Source organism: Nonomuraea sp. LP-02, assembly GCF_036289125.1.
GTDB classification, from domain to species: domain Bacteria; phylum Actinomycetota; class Actinomycetes; order Streptosporangiales; family Streptosporangiaceae; genus Nonomuraea; species Nonomuraea bangladeshensis.
In genome coordinates this window covers 7,258,921-7,275,338 of sequence record NZ_JAXCLK010000001.1, presented here as the reverse complement: position 1 = coordinate 7,275,338, position 16,418 = coordinate 7,258,921, and the positions used below count along the sequence as shown (strand labels likewise).

Below are 16,418 nucleotides of genomic sequence, written 5' to 3'. Positions count from 1 at the left end.
GGCACCTTGAGGGGCGTCCCGGAGATCTGCCGCGTCAGTGCGACGACGTCCCGGCCCGTTGCTGCGGCCCAGGGGAATACACGTCGTCAGGGGACCACTGGGGGTGGGGGCGAAACGAAGCCGCCTCCGCCGGCACGACCGGTTCCCGGGCATCGGCACCCAGGGAGCCCGCGAACCACCATGCCGGCTCTCGGCGAGCCACGTTCAGCACCGCCTCCATCGCGTTCCTAGCCGCGATTCCAGGTGTCCCGCACCGAGCCCGTCAGCGCGTCGGTGGTCCATCCGAGAGCGGCCATCAGGTCGTTGTAGCCGGCGACGGCCTTGGCCCCGTTCGCCTCGACGACGTCCGCGGCGCCGGCCGTGAGAGGCGCGAGCTCCTCGACGGTCGCGTGCCGCACGGCGGCGGGCAGGACCTCGGCCACCGCCGCAGTCCCGACCGGCGCGGCCCGGCCGACGACCGGGGCCTGCTCGCCCTTGTACGGCAGCGCCCGCAGCGCCGCCTGGGCGAGGCCGGCGGGCGAGGCGCCGCCCGGCAGGGAGTCGAAGCCACGCGCGGGCGCGGCCAGCAGCCCGGCCGCCGGCGGGCCGGAGATCGCGCCCAGCGGGCTCCCGGACAGCGCGCCCAGCGGGCTTCCTGGCAGCGCGCTCAGCGGCAGCGAGGCCAGGCCGGTCACCGGCCCGGCGAGCGAGTCCAGCGGCGCGCCGCCGCCGGTGAGCCCGCTGACCGTCCGGTCGGAGAGCCCGTGCACGCCGCCGACCGGCAGGCCGCCGCCCGTCGCCCCGGACGGTCCGGGCAGGCCCGGCAGGGCGGCGCCGTCCAGCATGTCGCTGGCCTGCACCTTGCCCGCCGCGCCCACGGCGTCCTGGGCCAGGCCGGTGACGAGGTGGAACGGCCCGTACTCGGCGCCGGTGGCGTTCAGCGCCGCGGTCTGACGCTCGATCCGCCGGGCGGCTCCGCCCGCCGGGGCGGCCGCGCGGCGCGCGCCCGACGCCACGGGCAGCGACTCGGTCACACCGCCGCCGCCGAGCGGGATCCCGCCGCGGATCGGCGACAGCTCGGGAAGCGGCCGGCCCCTCCTCGTGGCGTCCTCGGCGGAGTTCGGCGTCTGGGGCCAGCCGACCTGCCCCCTCCGCCCGCCGGCGGCGATGGCGTCCTTCTCGGCCTCGCTCGGCTCGCGGCGGGCCTGGCCGCCGGCGGCCGACTTGGACTTGCCCCCGACCAGGCCGCCCAGGAGTCCCCCGCCGACACCGCCGCCCGCCAGCCCGCCCAGAAGACCTCCGACAGGGCTGCCGCCGGCGACGCTGGTGCCTCCGCCCGGTCCGTCGGCGAGCGCGTTCCTGGCGGTTTCGTATTGGGCTTCGGCCTGGGCGGGCGCGGCCAACGCCGCCGCCAGGCCGAATGCTGTAGCGGCTACCGCCGCCTTGACTACTCGATTCATGATTGCCTTCCCGGCTCGTGATCGATCGCTCTCGAATGCGGTGGAAATGCGAATCGATAACCCCCGTATGCCGCGGCGTGCACGCTATGGGCACCACACTGAGCGTGTGCGTCACGGCTGAGCTACGCAGCAGTTGTACCACCGGCCGGGAACGCCCGAATGCCCATGTGACAGGGGTTTGCAGGCCGGTTACCGAGTAAGGGGAGAGCGTTGAGCGGGAAGACAAACCGGGAAATAGGAGGCTGTTGTTTCCGATATTGCAGAGGCGGTTGTGAACACGGCCGTCAAGTGATATGACGCCTTCCCGGCCCGCGAACAATAGGGACGCGAAATGAATTGTCGCGGGCCGGGTGACGTGATTTCCGACGGCGGCGCCCGCCGCTCAGGAGGGCAGCAGCGCCCCTGCCGGTTCGAACGGGAAACGCTCGTCGAAGGCCGGCCGCAGGTCCGTCAGCCAGACCGCCTCCGGGTCGTAACGCGCGAAGAAGGGCCGCCCCACGAGCGAGGGGTCGCGCGCCTGGATGAAGTGGAGCACGAAGACCTGCTGCCCCGCGACCTCCATGACGCCGTCCACGCACACCTTGCCCGGGGTGGCCGACATCGACGGGCCGCGCACCGTGCGGCACAGGCCGGAGACGGACGCGTACGCGTCACGGAAGATCTCGTACGCACGGGCCAGCGGCACCGCGAAGTAGTCCTGCGGCCCGGTGTCGCGCTCGACGAACAGGTAATAGGGGACCATCCCCATGCGCAGCTGCCGCCGCCACATCGACGACCAGACGGCCGGGTCGTCGTTGATGGAGCGGATGAGCGGCGCCTGCGTCCGGATCGTGGCCCCGGTGCCGATGATGCGCTCGACCGCCGCCTGCACCTGCGGCGGGTCCAGCTCGCGCGGATGCGTGAAGTGGGCCATGAACGCGAGGTTCTTGCCGGCCGCCGTCACCCGCTCGAACAGGCGGAGCGTGTCGTCGGCGTCGGGATCACTGGTGAAGCGCTGCGGCCAGTAGGCGAGCGACTTGGTGCCGATCCTGATGGATTCGAGCTGCTCCAGCTCCAGCAGCGGTTCGAGGTAGCGCCGGAGGACCGGCTCCCCCATGATCATCGCGTCGCCCCCGGTGATGAGGACGCTGGTGACCTCGGGGTGCCGGCGGATGTAGTCCACCATCCGGTCGACGTCGTCGGAGGCGAACTTCAGGTCCGCGTCGCCGATAAACTGCGCCCACCGGAAGCAGTACGTGCAGTACGCGTGACAGGTCTGCCCCTGCTTCGGGAAGACCAGCACGGTCTCGGGATATTTGTGCTGCATGCCCGGCACCGGCTCGTCGCCGATCCTCGGGACGTTCAGCTCCTTCTGGCCCGCGGGATGCGGGTTGAGCTGCGCGCGCACGCGGTTGGCCTCGGCCTGGAGCTCCGCGTTCGGTGCCTCCGCCTTGATCAGGTCGGCCAGCCTGGCGACGTCCGCGGCGGGAAGCATGTCCGCCTGCGGGAAGACCAGCCGGTACATGGGGTCGTCGGGCGCGGCCGACCAATCGATGAGTTCGTCGACGACATAGGCGTTCGTCCGGAACGGCAGAACCGTCGCGACGGCGCGGACCTTCAGCCGTTCCTCGTCGTCGAGCCCCGCACGCCGCAGGAGCTCGTCGAGATGCTTGGACGTGTACGCCTTGAAGCGCCGCGTGCCGGTTTGTTGCAAGATCACTAGGCCGTTCCCATCTTTTTTGTTCGATCGGACGTAAACCGAAGGACCTCTTCGCGCGTCTAAGGACCTTAATACCGAGACGTGTATGCTCACGCCCCTGGTTCCGCCAAGCTCCAAGTTTTCCTTCAGCTTCACCAACACTCGCGACATATCGCGATTGGACATAGACTCCGATGTCGTGACCGATGAATCCGCGATACGCGCCTCGGACGCCGACCGCGACCAGGTGGCCGCGGTCCTGAGCGAGGCCCTCGCCACAGGACGACTCACCAGCGTCGAGCACGCCGACCGTCTGGACCTCGCCTACTCGGCGACCACGATGGGCGAGCTCGTCCCCCTGACCAGGGACCTGCCCGAGGTGACCGCCTCGGGAGTCCCCGCCGCCGTCGAGCGGCAGGTCATCCACTCCACGTTCAGCAAGATCATCCGGCGGGGGCGCTGGGTGGCCTCCCGGCACACCCGGCTCACCGCCCGCTTCGGCGCCCTGATCATCGACCTGACGGACGCCGTGCTCCCGGGCCGGGAGATCACCCTGGAGGCGGACGCCTGGTTCAGCAAGATGATCGTGCGCGTTCCCGAGAACGCCCACGTCGTCGACGAGGGCGGCTCCGTCTTCGGCAAGCGGCTGGTGACCGGCGGTTCCCAGGCGGACGGGCCGCTCATCCGGGTCACGGGAAGATCGGCGTTCTCCAAGGTCATCGTGTCCCGCGCGAAGACCGACTGGAACCTCGGCTGAAGGACTGCGACCGGCGGCGCGGGGAACGACAACCCTTACCCGCCGGTTAACCTGGCAGCAGCCTCGCCCTCGATGCGGACATACCGAGCCCGCGCGCCGGCCAAGCCGTGGCGGCGGGCGAGATGCCGTACGAGGTGACGATTGTCCGACAGCAGGCCCGTCGCGCTGGACGCCATGGGCGGCGACCACGCGCCGCACGAGATCGTGGCCGGCGCCGTGCACGCCGTCCGTGAGCGCGGACTGTCCGTCGTGCTCGTCGGCTCCCCCCGCGTGCTCTTCGAGGCGCTCGCCGACCACGACGCCACCAAAGAGGTGCCGATCGTCCGCGCCGAGGAGGCCCTCGCCATGAACGAGGGCGCGCTCGCCAGCCTGCGCCGCCCCCGCTCCAGCATCGCGGTGGCCTGCCACCTCGTCCGCCGCGGCGACGCCTGCGCCGTGGTGTCGGCCGGCTCCACGGCGGGCGTCGTCGCCACCGGCCGGCTGCGGCTCAAGGCGCAGCAGCACGTGCTGCGCCCGGCCATCGCGGTCCGCCTCCCCACGCTCCCCCGCCCGACCCTGCTGGTGGACGCCGGCGCCAACGCCGACGCCAAACCGGAGATGCTGGTGCAGTTCGCCCATCTGGGCGCCGCCTACGCCGAGCTCGCCCACGGCGCCACCGAGCCCAAGATCGGCCTGCTGACCATCGGCAGCGAGCCCGAGAAGGGCAACAAGCTGGTCAAACGAGCCAACGAGCTGCTCCAGAGCTCCCCCGGCCTGCACTTCGCCGGCAACATCGAGGGCCACGACCTGCTCACCGGCAAGGTAGACGTGATCACCACCGACGGCTTCACCGGCAACGTCGCGCTCAAGACCATGGAGGGCGCGGTCCGCTACGCCTTCGCCGAGCTGCGCACCACCATCGAGGAGAGCAGGCTCGCCAAGCTCGGCGCCGCCCTGCAGCGCAACCGCCTGCGCGAGCTGCGCAACCGCCTCGACGCGGAGGCGTACGGCGGAGCCGTGCTGCTCGGGCTGAACGGCACCGTCGTGATCGCCCACGGCTCCTCGCGGGCGCCGGCGATCAGCGCGGCCTGCCAGCTCGCCGCGGATATGTCCGCCAATGGGATCGTCACCCGAATCGGCGACAGAATAGCGACATCACACCGCTCCCACAGACTCTGGTGAACCCGTAGGGTGTGAGACCGATCCACAGATACAGGGGGTTATGTGGTCGGGCTCACCTTTGACGGGCTCACTGCTGCCCAAGTCGCAGCGGCGAAGCCCAACGACGTCCCACGCCGGTCCAGCAGATCGTTCAGCGCCATCATCAGGGCGAACGTCTTCACCCTGTTCAACCTCGTCATCGGCGTGCTCTGGGCGCTCATCCTGATCTTCGGCGAGTGGCAGGACGGCCTGTTCGGCCTGGTCATCGTGGCCAACGCGCTCATCGGCATCGTCCAGGAGCTGCGGGCCAAGCGCACACTCGACAAGCTCGCGGTCATCAACGAGGCCCCCGTACGCGTGCGCCGCGACGGCGCGGAGCGCGAGATTCACCCGCGGGAGATCGTGCTCGGCGACCTGATCCTGCTCGCCCCCGGCGACCGCCTCCTCGTGGACGGCGACGTGACGCGCTCCGACGGCCTGGAGGTGGACGAGTCCCTGCTGACCGGCGAGGCCGACCCCGTACACAAGAAGCCCGGCGACCAGGTGCTGTCGGGCAGCTTCGTGGTGGCCGGCGCGGGGGCGTTCGTGGCCACGAAGGTCGGCACCGACGCCTACGCCGTACGGCTCGCCGAGGAGGCCAGCAAGTTCCACCTCGCCCACTCCGAGCTGCGCGAGGGCGTCTCCAACTTCATCAAGTACATCACCTGGCTGGTCATCCCCATCGGCGCCCTGCTGATCTACAGCCAGCTCAGCAACTCCGTCGACTTCGGCACCGCGATCACCGGCGCGGTCGCCGGCATCGTCACCATGATCCCCGAGGGCCTGGTGCTGATGACCTCGATCGCGTTCGCCGTCGGCGTCGTACGCCTCGGCCGCCGCCGCTGCCTGGTCCAGGAGCTGCCCGCGATCGAGGGCCTGGCCCGGGTCGACGTGCTCTGCCTGGACAAGACCGGCACCCTCACCGCCGGCGGCATGGAGCTCGACGAGGTCCTGCCGCTCGGCCACGACCAGCCCGTGACCGACGCCCTGGCCGCCCTCTGCCACGCCGACCCCCGGCCCAACGCCACCGCCCAGGCCATCCGCGCCCGCTACGCCACCCCCGCCGAAGGCTGGACGGCCGGAGAGAGCGTGCCGTTCTCCTCGGCGCGCAAGTGGAGCGGCACCGACTTCGGCGAGCGCGGCGCCTGGGTGCTCGGCGCCCCCGACGTCCTGCTGCAGGGCGGCGACGGCTACGACCGCGCCGCCGCGCTCGCCACCACCGGCGCGCGCGTGCTCGCGCTCTGCCGCGCCGACCGGCTGCCCGACCCCGGCGACGGCTCCACCGCGACGCTGGAGCCGGTCGCGCTCATCACCCTCAAACAGCGCGTACGCCCCGACGCCGACGAGACCCTGCGCTACTTCGCCAAGCAGGGCGTCACGGTCAAGGTCATCTCCGGCGACAACCCGGAGGCGGTCGCCGCCATCGCCACCGGCCTCGGCATCCCCGACGGCCACCGCTTCATCGACGCCCGCACCCTCCCCGACGACGACCCGAAGAAGCTGGGCGAGCTGCTGGACGAGCACGCCGTCTTCGGCCGGGTCACCCCGCAGCAGAAACGCAAGTTCGTCACCGCCCTGCAGGCCCGCGGCCACACCGTCGCCATGACCGGCGACGGCGTCAACGACGTGCTCGCGCTCAAGGACGCCGACCTCGGCATCGCCATGGGCGCGGGCAGCCCGGCCACCAAGGCGGTCGCGCAGGTGGTGCTGCTGGACAACAAGTTCGCCACCCTTCCCCACGTCGTCGGCGAGGGCCGGCGAGTGCTCGCCAACATCGAGCGGGTCTCCAACCTCTTCCTCACCAAGACCTTCTACGCCATCGCGCTCTCGCTGGCCGTGGGCGTCGCCGGGGTGATGTTCCCGTTCGCGCCCCGCCACTCGACCCTGGTCAACGCCCTCACCATCGGCATCCCGGCCTTCTTCCTGGCGCTCGCGCCGACCCTCGAACGCGCCCGCTCCGGATTCGTCCGCCGGGTGCTGCGCTTCGCCGTGCCCTCCGGGGTGCTGTGCGCGGTCGCGGTGCTGGTGTCGTTCTGGCTGGCCCACAGGGGCGACTCCACGCTGATCGAGGACCAGACCTCGGCGGTGATCACGCTCTTCATGACCACGTGGTGGGTGCTCGTCCTCATCGCCAGGCCGCTCACCTGGTGGCGGGTGCTCCTGGTCGGGGCCATGGCGGTGGCGTTCGCGATCGCGATGTCGCTGCCCTTCGTACGGGACTTCTTCGCCCTCGAACCCAGCGATCTCGCAGGCGACCTGACCGCCGTCGGCGTCGGCCTCGGGGCGGCTGTTTTGATCAGCGTCGCGGTCAAGCTCGCCGGTACCCTTAGAACATGACCGACCCGCAGATAGTGCTCACCGAGCGCGTCCAGCAGGCGCTGGCGCACGCGTTCGGCGCCGAGCACGCCGACGCAGACCCGCTGATCCGGCCCTCCCAGTTCGCCGACTTCCAGGCGAACGTCGCGATGAGCCTGGCCAAGCGGCTGCGACGAGCCCCGCGGGAGGTCGCCGAGGCGATCAGGGCGGAGCTGTCCGACTTCCCCGGCACGGTCGAGGTCAGCGGCCCCGGCTTCCTCAACATCACCCTCGACGACGGCTGGATCGCCGCCGAGGCCCAGCGCATGCTCGACGACCCGCGGCTCGGCGTCGGCACGGCCACGCCCACGCAGACCGTGGTGATCGACTACTCCGCGCCCAACGCGGCCAAGGAGATGCACGTCGGCCACCTGCGCACCACCATCGTCGGCGACGCGCTGGCCCGCCTGCACGAGCACGTCGGCAACACCGTCATCAGGCAGAACCACCTGGGCGACTGGGGCACGCCGTTCGGCATGCTCATCGAGCACCTGCTCGACATCGGCGAGGAGGCCGCGGTCGAGCAGCTCGAAGCCGGCATGGGCACCGAGTTCTACCAGGCGGCGCGGGCCAAGTTCGACGGCGACGAGGCGTTCAAGCAGCGCGCCAGGGTGCGGGTGACCACCCTGCAGTCCGGCGACCCCGACACGCTGCGGCTCTGGCACGTCTTCATGGACGCCACCGTCCGCTACTTCAACAAGGTCTACAGCCTGCTCGGGGTCACCCTCACCGACGCCGACATCGCCGGCGAGAGCATGTACAACCCGATGCTGGAGCGCACCTGCGCCGACCTGGAGGCGTCCGGCACCGCCGAGCTCAGCGAAGGCGCGCTCTGCGTCTTCCCGCCGGGCTTCACCGGCTCCGACGACAAGCCGCTGCCGCTCATCATCAGGAAGAGCGACGGCGGCTACGGCTACGCCACCACCGACATGGCGGCCATCCGCTACCGCGTCCACGACCTCAAGGCCGGGCGCATCCTCTACGTCGTCGGCGCCGACCAGGCGCTGCACTTCCGCATGGTGTTCGCCGCGGCCCGGCAGGCCGGCTGGCTGCCCGACGAGGTCTCGGCCGAACACGTCCAGATCGGCATGATGCTCGGCAAGGACGGCCGCCGCTTCAAGACCCGCTCCGGCGAGTCGGTCAAGCTGAACGACCTGCTCGACGAGGCCATCGAACGGGCCACGGCGGCCATCGCCGACCGCGGCTACGACGCGGCCACGCAGGCCGAGATCGCGCGGGCGGTCGGCATGGGCGCGGTGAAGTACGCCGACCTGTCGGTCAGTCACGACAGCGAATACGTCTTCGACTTCGACCGCATGCTCGGCTTCACCGGCAACACCGGCCCCTACATGCAGTACGCCACGGCCCGCATCCGCTCCATCTTCCGCAAGGCGGGCATGGAGCCGGCCGAGGCGCAGGGCGCCATCACGCCCGGCGAGCCCGCCGAGCGCGCGCTGGGCCTGCACCTGCTGGGGTTCGGCGAGCTGGTGTCGCAGGTCGCCACCCAGTCCGAGCCGCACCGGCTGTGCGCCTTCCTGTTCGAGACCGCGAGCCTGTTCAGCACCTTCTACGAGCAGTGCCCGGTCCTCCGCACCGACGTCGCACCCGAGGTGCGGGCCTCCCGGCTCGCGCTGTGCGCGCTCACCCTCCGCACGCTGGAGACCGGGCTCGACCTTCTGGGCGTCCCTGTCCCCGAGCGCATGTAAACACGCAGTTGGCTCGAAGCCGCCCGTTCCACCGTGGGCGCGCCTCCACCGGGTTGGCGCGCCCATACGGTTAGGCTTTACGCGGTCATGAACTGAGGCCGAAATGGGGGAGTTCTCTGCCTTGAGCACGGACCTGACTGCGAGCCCCCAAGCAGCGACGGAGGTGCATCGCTACGCGGAGGCACTGCTGGCGCACCTCGCCGCCGACGGCGCGGCGCCGCCCGCGACCCCGGTCGCCTTCCGCGACGTCCCCGGCTACTGGCTGCCCCCGGCCGTCGAGGCCCTGGTCGCCCTCCTGTCCGGTGACGACTCGCTGGAGCCGCTGAGCCGGGCCGCGAGCCGCGACCAGCAACGCACCGCGCTGTTCCTGTGCCTGGCACTCGCCGTGTCCGGGCAGGGCAGCCGCATCCACGCCTCCTGGCTGGGCACCGCCTTCGGCGAGCTGGCCCTCGACCGGCCGGTCACGCACGGTCAGCGCTCGCTCTGGCTGGCCGCCGCGCGCGGCGCGTACGGCCCCGCCGGCAAGATCTTCGTCCTGCGCAAGCTCGACGCCCTCGCCGTCCAGGAGCACGCCGACGCCGAGCAGTGGATCCAGGCGCTCATCCCCGGCGAGCCCGCGGTCGTCGTGCCGCCCTCGCTGGCCGATTTCCCCGAGATGGCCGAGATCCCCGAGCTGGCCCGCCCCGCCATGGCCGCCGACCGGCTGGCCCGGCTGCGCGGCCGGTGCGCCGAGATCACCTCGGCCCGCAAGACCGGCCCTGACGCCCGCGTCCCGCTCGACAACCCCGCCACACACCTGGCCGAGAACGAGCCGCTGACCGTGCTCCGCTCGCTCATCGGCTCCGGCGGTCCCGAGGGGCCGATGGCTTCGCTGGTGTCCTACCTGCTGGACGACCTCCGCCCCGGCGCCGACCCGCAGTTGGCGGCGATCGCGCTGCACGTGGCGGCCCCGATCCTGCGGATGGTGGCCGAGGAGCTGGAGACCGACAGCAGCCTGGAGCCGCCCGAGACGCTCACCGTGCCGATCCTCGGGCACCGCATCCACCTGCGCCCCGAAGGCCCTGACCGGGCCTCGCTGGCCGTGGCCGAGCAGTCCATCGTCACCGAGGGTGTCATACCGCGCTCCCGCCCGTGGGCGGCGATCCTGCTGATCGTGGCCGGAGTGGCCTGCCTCGCCGGCGCCGCCCTGACCACTCCCCTGCTGGCCGCGGCCGGCGTCGCCATGATCGGCCTGGCCGGCTGGCAGCTCTGGCAGCGCCGCAAACTGGTCGACGCCGACGCCCAATACGTCGACGGCCAGGTCAGCGAGCTGCGGGAGCTGGCCGAGGGCGCGGTGTGGGCGCTGCACGCCTACGCCCGCGAGTCCGACGCCCGCGCCAAGCAGGCCGCCGAGGACGCCAGCGAACTCTTCCGCCTCATCCGCCGCGGCCCCCGCGCCGCCTGACCCGCCCCGACGGGCGGGCGGGCTGCCTGACGGCGTTCCTCGGCCGGGTTCCGATGCGGCACCGACAGCACGAACCCGGGCCTGATCACATCAGACCCGGGTTCAAGAAGCCGGTCGCCGGCCCGAGGCGCCCCCAGCGCCCCGTCACCGGCCGGTCCGGTCGCCCTTCGCCCCGGCAACCGAACTGCACTCCCTCGGCCGACTATGTCGTCTCGATCTCCACATGCGCCGGGGCAAGCAGGAACACCCGCTCCGCGATGCGCTCGATCCGCCCCTCGCATCCGAAGGCCAGCCCGGCGGCGAAGTCCACCATTCTGGTGGCCTCAGGCAACGCCATGCCGGAAACGTCCATGATCACCGTCTGGCCGTCACGGAAGTGCTGGCCGATCAACGGTGCGTCGTTGTACTTGAGCGGCTGGACCATCACGATGCGTGACGAGTCGACGTTCGCGCGCCACCGCCGAGCTGCCCGCTCGGTCGCCGGGACATACTCGTCCTCGTAGTGCTCGTCGTCGTCATAGGCCTCGTCGTAGTGATCGACCCCGCTCAGGCCAAGGTAGCTCACCACCTTGCGCACTGCCCCCATCGGCTTGTCCTTTCCTCAGGAACTCACCGTAATCGGCACGTCCCTACACATTGGACGGTAACCGACGATTCCGCATTCGCCACGCGACACGCCCAGGCCTAATTCCAGTTTGTACGGCTTGCAGCCCGCTTGCATCCCGATATCCACTGCCCAGATACCATCGCCCCCATGCGCCTCTACACCGTCGACGCCTTCACCAGCACAGCTTTCCAGGGTAATCCGGCCGCCGTCTGCCTGCTGGACTCTCCGGTTACCGATGGTTGGATGCAGAGAGTAGCCATCGAGATGAACCTCTCGGAGACCGCGTTCCTTCACGGGGATTCGCTCCGCTGGTTCACGCCGGCCGTAGAGGTCACGCTCTGTGGTCATGCCACCCTCGCCACGGCACATGTCCTCTATTCGACCGGCACGGCGACGGGCCCGATCCAATTCCGGACGGCCAGCGGCACGCTCACCGTGAATCGACTCCCGAGCGGCGGGATCACCATGGATTTCCCGGCGAAGGAGGTGACCCCCGTCACACTTCCGACCGGCCTGGAGAAAGCCCTCGGGGCCACCCCGGTGCGCGTCGGGATAAGTCAGCTCGACCTGTTGGTGGAGCTGGAGTCGGAGGAAACGGTACGGAACCTGACCCCCGACATCACCGCCCTCGGGGCCGTCGACGCCCGCGGCGTCATCGTCACCGCCCGGGGCACGGAAACGGACTTCGTCTCCCGTTTCTTCGCGCCCAAGGTAGGTGTCCCGGAGGACCCCGTAACCGGTTCGGCCCACTGCGCGCTCTCCCCCTACTGGTCGGCCCGTCTCGGGCGCGCTTCGCTTGTCGGCGCGCAATTGTCCAAGAGAGGCGGAATCGTCCACGTCACTTATGCCGGAGACCGCGTTCACCTGGCGGGCAACGCCGTAACCGTGCTGTCCGGCACCCTACACGTCTAGCGACGCGACCTCACTTTGCGTAATCATTAGAGCGCAGAAAGTGGGGTGCTTTGTTCGTCGCCATCGTCGGCCTGCTCATCGCAGCCGCCGCGGCCGCCGTCACCGGCGTCGCCGCCTTTTACGCCAACCGGTTCATCGCCGCGCCGCTCCGTCACGATTTCCGCGAAGGCAGCAGCGTGGTGACCGGAATCGTCGGCACGCTCTTCGCCGTCAGCATCGGCCTCGTCGTGGTGGCGGCCTGGAACCAGGTCAACTCCGCCCACCAGACCGCCTCCACCGAGGCGAGCAACCTCACCGACGTCTACTGGTACTCCCGCTCGCTCCCCGACACCCAGCGGCACACCCTGCAGGCCCTCGCCACCGACTACGCCACCACGGTGGTCCGCGAGGAGTGGCCGCGCATGGCCGAGGACCACACGCTCTCTCCGCGCGCCTGGCGCCACGTCGAGCAGCTGCGCGCCTACTTCCAGACCATCGAGCCGGCCACCGGCGCCGCCTCCACCCGCTACAGCCAAGCGATGGGCCGCATCCAGGCCGTACTCGACGCCCGCCGCGCCCGCGCCCTGATGGCCGACTCGGGCGTCCCACCGCTCCTCTGGACGGCCCTGGCCGGCTGCGGCCTCATCGTGCTCCTCCCGGCCATCGTCTGCGGCAGCCCGGTACGCAAGGTCCACGTCACGGTCGCCGCCGTCGTGGGCGGCCTGGTCGGGCTGGTGCTGTTCCTCGTCCACCAGCTCGACTTCCCGTTCAGCGGCGGCATCGCCATCGGCCCCGAAGCCTTCGAACAGGCCCTGACCCGCTTCACCAGCATCCGCACTCTGGGGACCACCGGCTAGCGCTCCCCTCCCACGCGAGAGAAGGGGCAGAAATGCAGAAGGGCCCCGACTGAACCAGTCGGGGCCCTCCATAAAGATTGTCCGGCGGTGACCTACTCTCCCACACCCTCCCGAGTGCAGTACCATCGGCGCAGAGAAGCTTAACTTCCGGGTTCGGAATGTAACCGGGTGTTTCCTTCCCGCCATAACCGCCGTAACCCTCCGAAACAAACAAACACACAGTGTTTGCTGTCTCAGAATTGCCTAGTGGACGCGAGCAAAAACTAGAAAGTATGCTTTGTGGTCAAGTCCTCGGCCTATTAGTACCGGTCAGCTCCACACGTTACCGCGCTTCCACCTCCGGCCTATCAACCCGGTCGTCTACCGGGAGCCTTACCCACTCTCGTGGTGGGAGACCTCATCTCAAGGCGAGCTTCCCGCTTAGATGCTTTCAGCGGTTATCCCTTCCGAACGTAGCCAACCAGCCGTGCACCTGGCGATACAACTGGCACACCAGAGGTTCGTCCGTCCCGGTCCTCTCGTACTAGGGACAGCCCCTTTCAAGTCTCCTGCGCGCGCAGCGGATAGGGACCGAACTGTCTCGCGACGTTCTAAACCCAGCTCGCGTACCGCTTTAATGGGCGAACAGCCCAACCCTTGGGACCTACTCCAGCCCCAGGATGCGACGAGCCGACATCGAGGTGCCAAACCATCCCGTCGATATGGACTCTTGGGGAAGATCAGCCTGTTATCCCCGGGGTACCTTTTAGCCGTTGAGCGACACCGCTTCCACACGCCGATGCCGGATCACTAGTCCCAGCTTTCGCTCCTGCTCGACCCGTCAGTCTCACAGTCAAGCTCCCTTGTGCACTTACACTCAACACCTGATTGCCAACCAGGCTGAGGGAACCTTTGGGCGCCTCCGTTACCCTTTAGGAGGCAACCGCCCCAGTTAAACTACCCACCAGACACTGTCCCCGATCCGGATCACGGACCAGAGTTAGACGTTCAAAACGACCAGAGTGGTATTTCACCAATGACTCCACCCGAACTAGCGTCCGAGCTTCCCAGTCTCCCACCTATCCTACACAAGACGCTCCAAACGCCAATGTCAAGCTGTAGTGAAGGTCCCGGGGTCTTTCCGTCCTGCTGCGCGAAACGAGCATCTTTACTCGTAGTGCAATTTCGCCGGGTCTGTGGTTGAGACAGCGGGGAAGTCGTTACGCCATTCGTGCAGGTCGGAACTTACCCGACAAGGAATTTCGCTACCTTAGGATGGTTATAGTTACCACCGCCGTTTACCGGCGCTTAAGTTCTCACCTTCGCCCAACCGAAGTCGGACTAAGCGGTCCCCTTAACGTTCCGGCACCGGGCAGGCGTCAGTCCGTATACATCGTCTTACGACTTCGCACGGACCTGTGTTTTTAGTAAACAGTCGCTTCCCCCTGGCCACTGCGACCCCCACCAGCTCCAGGCGCAAAGCCCATCACCAGCAGAGGTCCCCCTTCTCCCGAAGTTACGGGGGCAATTTGCCGAGTTCCTTAACCACAGTTCACCCGATCGCCTTAGTATTCTCTACCTGACCACCTGAGTCGGTTTAGGGTACGGGCCGCCACAACACTCACTAGAGGCTTTTCTCGGCAGCATAGGATCATCCACTTCACCACAATCGGCTCGGCATCACATCTCAGGATTAATGCGAGGCGGATTTGCCTACCTCACTCCCTACATGCTTACCCCAGGACAACCATCGCCTGGGCTGGACTACCTTCCTGCGTCACCCCATCGCTTACCTACTACCCGATCGGACCGAGCGTTCAGCCTGACACCCGCCCCGAAGGGCCGGCCGACTTAAGGACTCTTAGCATCACGAGGTTCAGTATGGGCGCATTGAAGCGGGTACGGGAATATCAACCCGTTGTCCATCGACTACGCCTGTCGGCCTCGCCTTAGGTCCCGACTTACCCTGGGCGGATTAGCCTGCCCCAGGAACCCTTGGTCATCCGGCGCGAGGGTTTCTCACCCTCGATTCGCTACTCATGCCTGCATTCTCACTCGCACAGCCTCCACGACTAGATCACTCTGCCGCTTCACCGGCTGCACGACGCTCCCCTACCCACCAACAAGCACAATGACTCGTCAGTGCCACGACTTCGGCGGTGTGCTTGAGCCCCGCTACATTGTCGGCGCAGAATCACTTGACCAGTGAGCTATTACGCACTCTTTCAAGGGTGGCTGCTTCTAAGCCAACCTCCTGGTTGTCTCTGCGACTCCACATCCTTTCCCACTTAGCACACGCTTAGGGGCCTTAGTCGGTGATCTGGGCTGTTTCCCTCTCGACTACGAACCTTATCGCCCGCAGTCTCACTGCCACGCTCTCACTTACCGGCATTCGGAGTTTGGCTGACGTCAGTAACCTTGTCGGGCCCATCGGCCATCCAGTGCTCTACCTCCGGCAAGAAACACGCGACGCTGCACCTAAATGCATTTCGGGGAGAACCAGCTATCACGGAGTTTGATTGGCCTTTCACCCCTACACACAGATCATCCCCCAGGTTTTCAACCCTGGTGGGTTCGGTCCTCCACCCAGTCTTACCTGAGCTTCAACCTGCCCATGCGTAGATCACTCCGCTTCGGGTCTACAGCATGCGACTCAAACGCCCTATTCAGACTCGCTTTCGCTACGGCTCCCCCACACGGGTTAACCTCGCCACACACCATAACTCGCAGGCTCATTCTTCAAAAGGCACGCAGTCACATCACAGCCGATCCGAAGACCAGCTAAGCTCCTACGGCTTGTAGGCACACGGTTTCAGGTACTATTTCACGACCCCTCACCGGGGCACTTTTCACCTTTCCCTCACGGTACTCGTGCACTATCGGTCATCAGGGAGTATTTAGGCTTACCAGGTGGTCCTGGCAGATTCACACAGGATTCCTCGAGCCCCGTGCTACTTGGGATCCCCTCCAGAAGCCTTCAAGGTTTCGTCTACCCGGCTCTCACGGTCTACGGCAGCCCTTCCCAGAGCTTTCAACTACCCCAAAGGTTTATAACTTCTCGAAGCAGCGGCAGCCACTTCAGGCGGGTCCCACGACCCCGGACATGCAACGCCTGCCGGCTATCACACACGCCCGGTTTAGCCTCATCCGCTTTCGCTCACCACTACTCACGGAATCACTCTTGTTTTCTCTTCCTACGGGTACTGAGATGTTTCACTTCCCCGCGTTACCACCAACCGCCCTATACATTCAGGCGGAGGCAACACCACATGACTGGTGCTAGGTTTCCCCATTCGGACATCCCCGGATCAACGTCTGGTTGGCGACTCCCCGAGGCTTAACGCAGCCTCCCACGTCCTTCATCGGCTCCTGATGCCAAGGCATCCACCGTGTGCCCTTAAAAACTTGGCCACAAAGATGCTCGCGTCCACTATGCAAATCTCAAACAACAAACAGCAACCACATCCACACCAGAGAGACTTCTCTGACGCTTCAGTGGCCCTGTGCTCCGAAGAAGACGAGCGCA

The 16,418-nt window shown here is 67.8% G+C and carries 10 protein-coding genes and 2 rRNA genes; 7 read left to right on the top strand and 5 right to left on the bottom strand.

Going from position 1 to position 16,418, the window contains the following annotated elements; genetic code table 11:
• Window positions 1-227: 227 nt before the first annotated feature.
• Window positions 228-1,439, bottom strand: coding sequence for a hypothetical protein (locus tag SMD20_RS34205; protein ID WP_329589228.1), 1,212 nt, complete (start codon window positions 1,437-1,439; stop codon window positions 228-230).
• 382 nt (window positions 1,440-1,821) lie between these two features.
• On the bottom strand, window positions 1,822-3,138 hold the full coding sequence (locus SMD20_RS34200; RefSeq protein ID WP_329589227.1) for a KamA family radical SAM protein: 1,317 nt from the start codon (window positions 3,136-3,138) through the stop codon (window positions 1,822-1,824).
• 178 nt (window positions 3,139-3,316) lie between these two features.
• Here SMD20_RS34200 and SMD20_RS34195 point away from each other — a divergent pair, with 178 nt between their 5' ends.
• The 5 genes from SMD20_RS34195 (at window position 3,317) to SMD20_RS34175 (ending at window position 10,558) form a co-directional block, all read left to right on the top strand.
• On the top strand, window positions 3,317-3,874 hold the full coding sequence (locus SMD20_RS34195) for a DUF1707 SHOCT-like domain-containing protein (protein ID WP_329589226.1): 558 nt from the start codon (window positions 3,317-3,319) through the stop codon (window positions 3,872-3,874).
• Between the two features lie 141 nt (window positions 3,875-4,015).
• Complete coding sequence (plsX, locus tag SMD20_RS34190; protein ID WP_329589224.1) at window positions 4,016-5,035, top strand: phosphate acyltransferase PlsX; 1,020 nt, start codon at window positions 4,016-4,018, stop codon at window positions 5,033-5,035.
• Between the two features lie 42 nt (window positions 5,036-5,077).
• On the top strand, window positions 5,078-7,390 hold the full coding sequence (locus SMD20_RS34185) for an HAD-IC family P-type ATPase (RefSeq protein WP_329589223.1): 2,313 nt from the start codon (window positions 5,078-5,080) through the stop codon (window positions 7,388-7,390).
• On the top strand, window positions 7,387-9,114 hold the full coding sequence (gene argS / locus SMD20_RS34180) for an arginine--tRNA ligase (protein ID WP_329589221.1): 1,728 nt from the start codon (window positions 7,387-7,389) through the stop codon (window positions 9,112-9,114). Before SMD20_RS34185 ends, argS begins: the two co-directional genes overlap by 4 nt.
• Window positions 9,115-9,277: 163 nt before the next feature.
• Window positions 9,278-10,558 (top strand): hypothetical protein, encoded by a 1,281-nt coding sequence (locus SMD20_RS34175; protein WP_329589220.1) that lies wholly within the window; start codon window positions 9,278-9,280, stop codon window positions 10,556-10,558.
• Between the two features lie 202 nt (window positions 10,559-10,760).
• Here SMD20_RS34175 and SMD20_RS34170 read toward each other — a convergent pair whose 3' ends face one another.
• Complete coding sequence (locus SMD20_RS34170; RefSeq protein ID WP_020546507.1) at window positions 10,761-11,144, bottom strand: cell division protein SepF; 384 nt, start codon at window positions 11,142-11,144, stop codon at window positions 10,761-10,763.
• Window positions 11,145-11,312: 168 nt separating this feature from the next.
• Between SMD20_RS34170 and SMD20_RS34165 the strand changes: the two genes are divergently transcribed.
• Window positions 11,313-12,077, top strand: a complete 765-nt coding sequence (locus SMD20_RS34165) for a PhzF family phenazine biosynthesis protein (protein ID WP_329589218.1) — start codon at window positions 11,313-11,315, stop codon at window positions 12,075-12,077.
• A 50-nt stretch (window positions 12,078-12,127) separates the two neighbouring features.
• Window positions 12,128-12,913: a bestrophin-like domain gene (locus SMD20_RS34160; RefSeq protein WP_329589217.1), complete on the top strand. Its 786-nt coding sequence runs from the start codon at window positions 12,128-12,130 to the stop codon at window positions 12,911-12,913.
• Window positions 12,914-12,992: 79 nt separating this feature from the next.
• Here the strand turns inward: SMD20_RS34160 and rrf are convergent.
• Window positions 12,993-13,109, bottom strand: a 5S ribosomal RNA gene (gene rrf, locus SMD20_RS34155).
• An 83-nt stretch (window positions 13,110-13,192) separates the two neighbouring features.
• Window positions 13,193-16,303, bottom strand: a 23S ribosomal RNA gene (locus SMD20_RS34150).
• Window positions 16,304-16,418 lie beyond the last annotated feature (115 nt).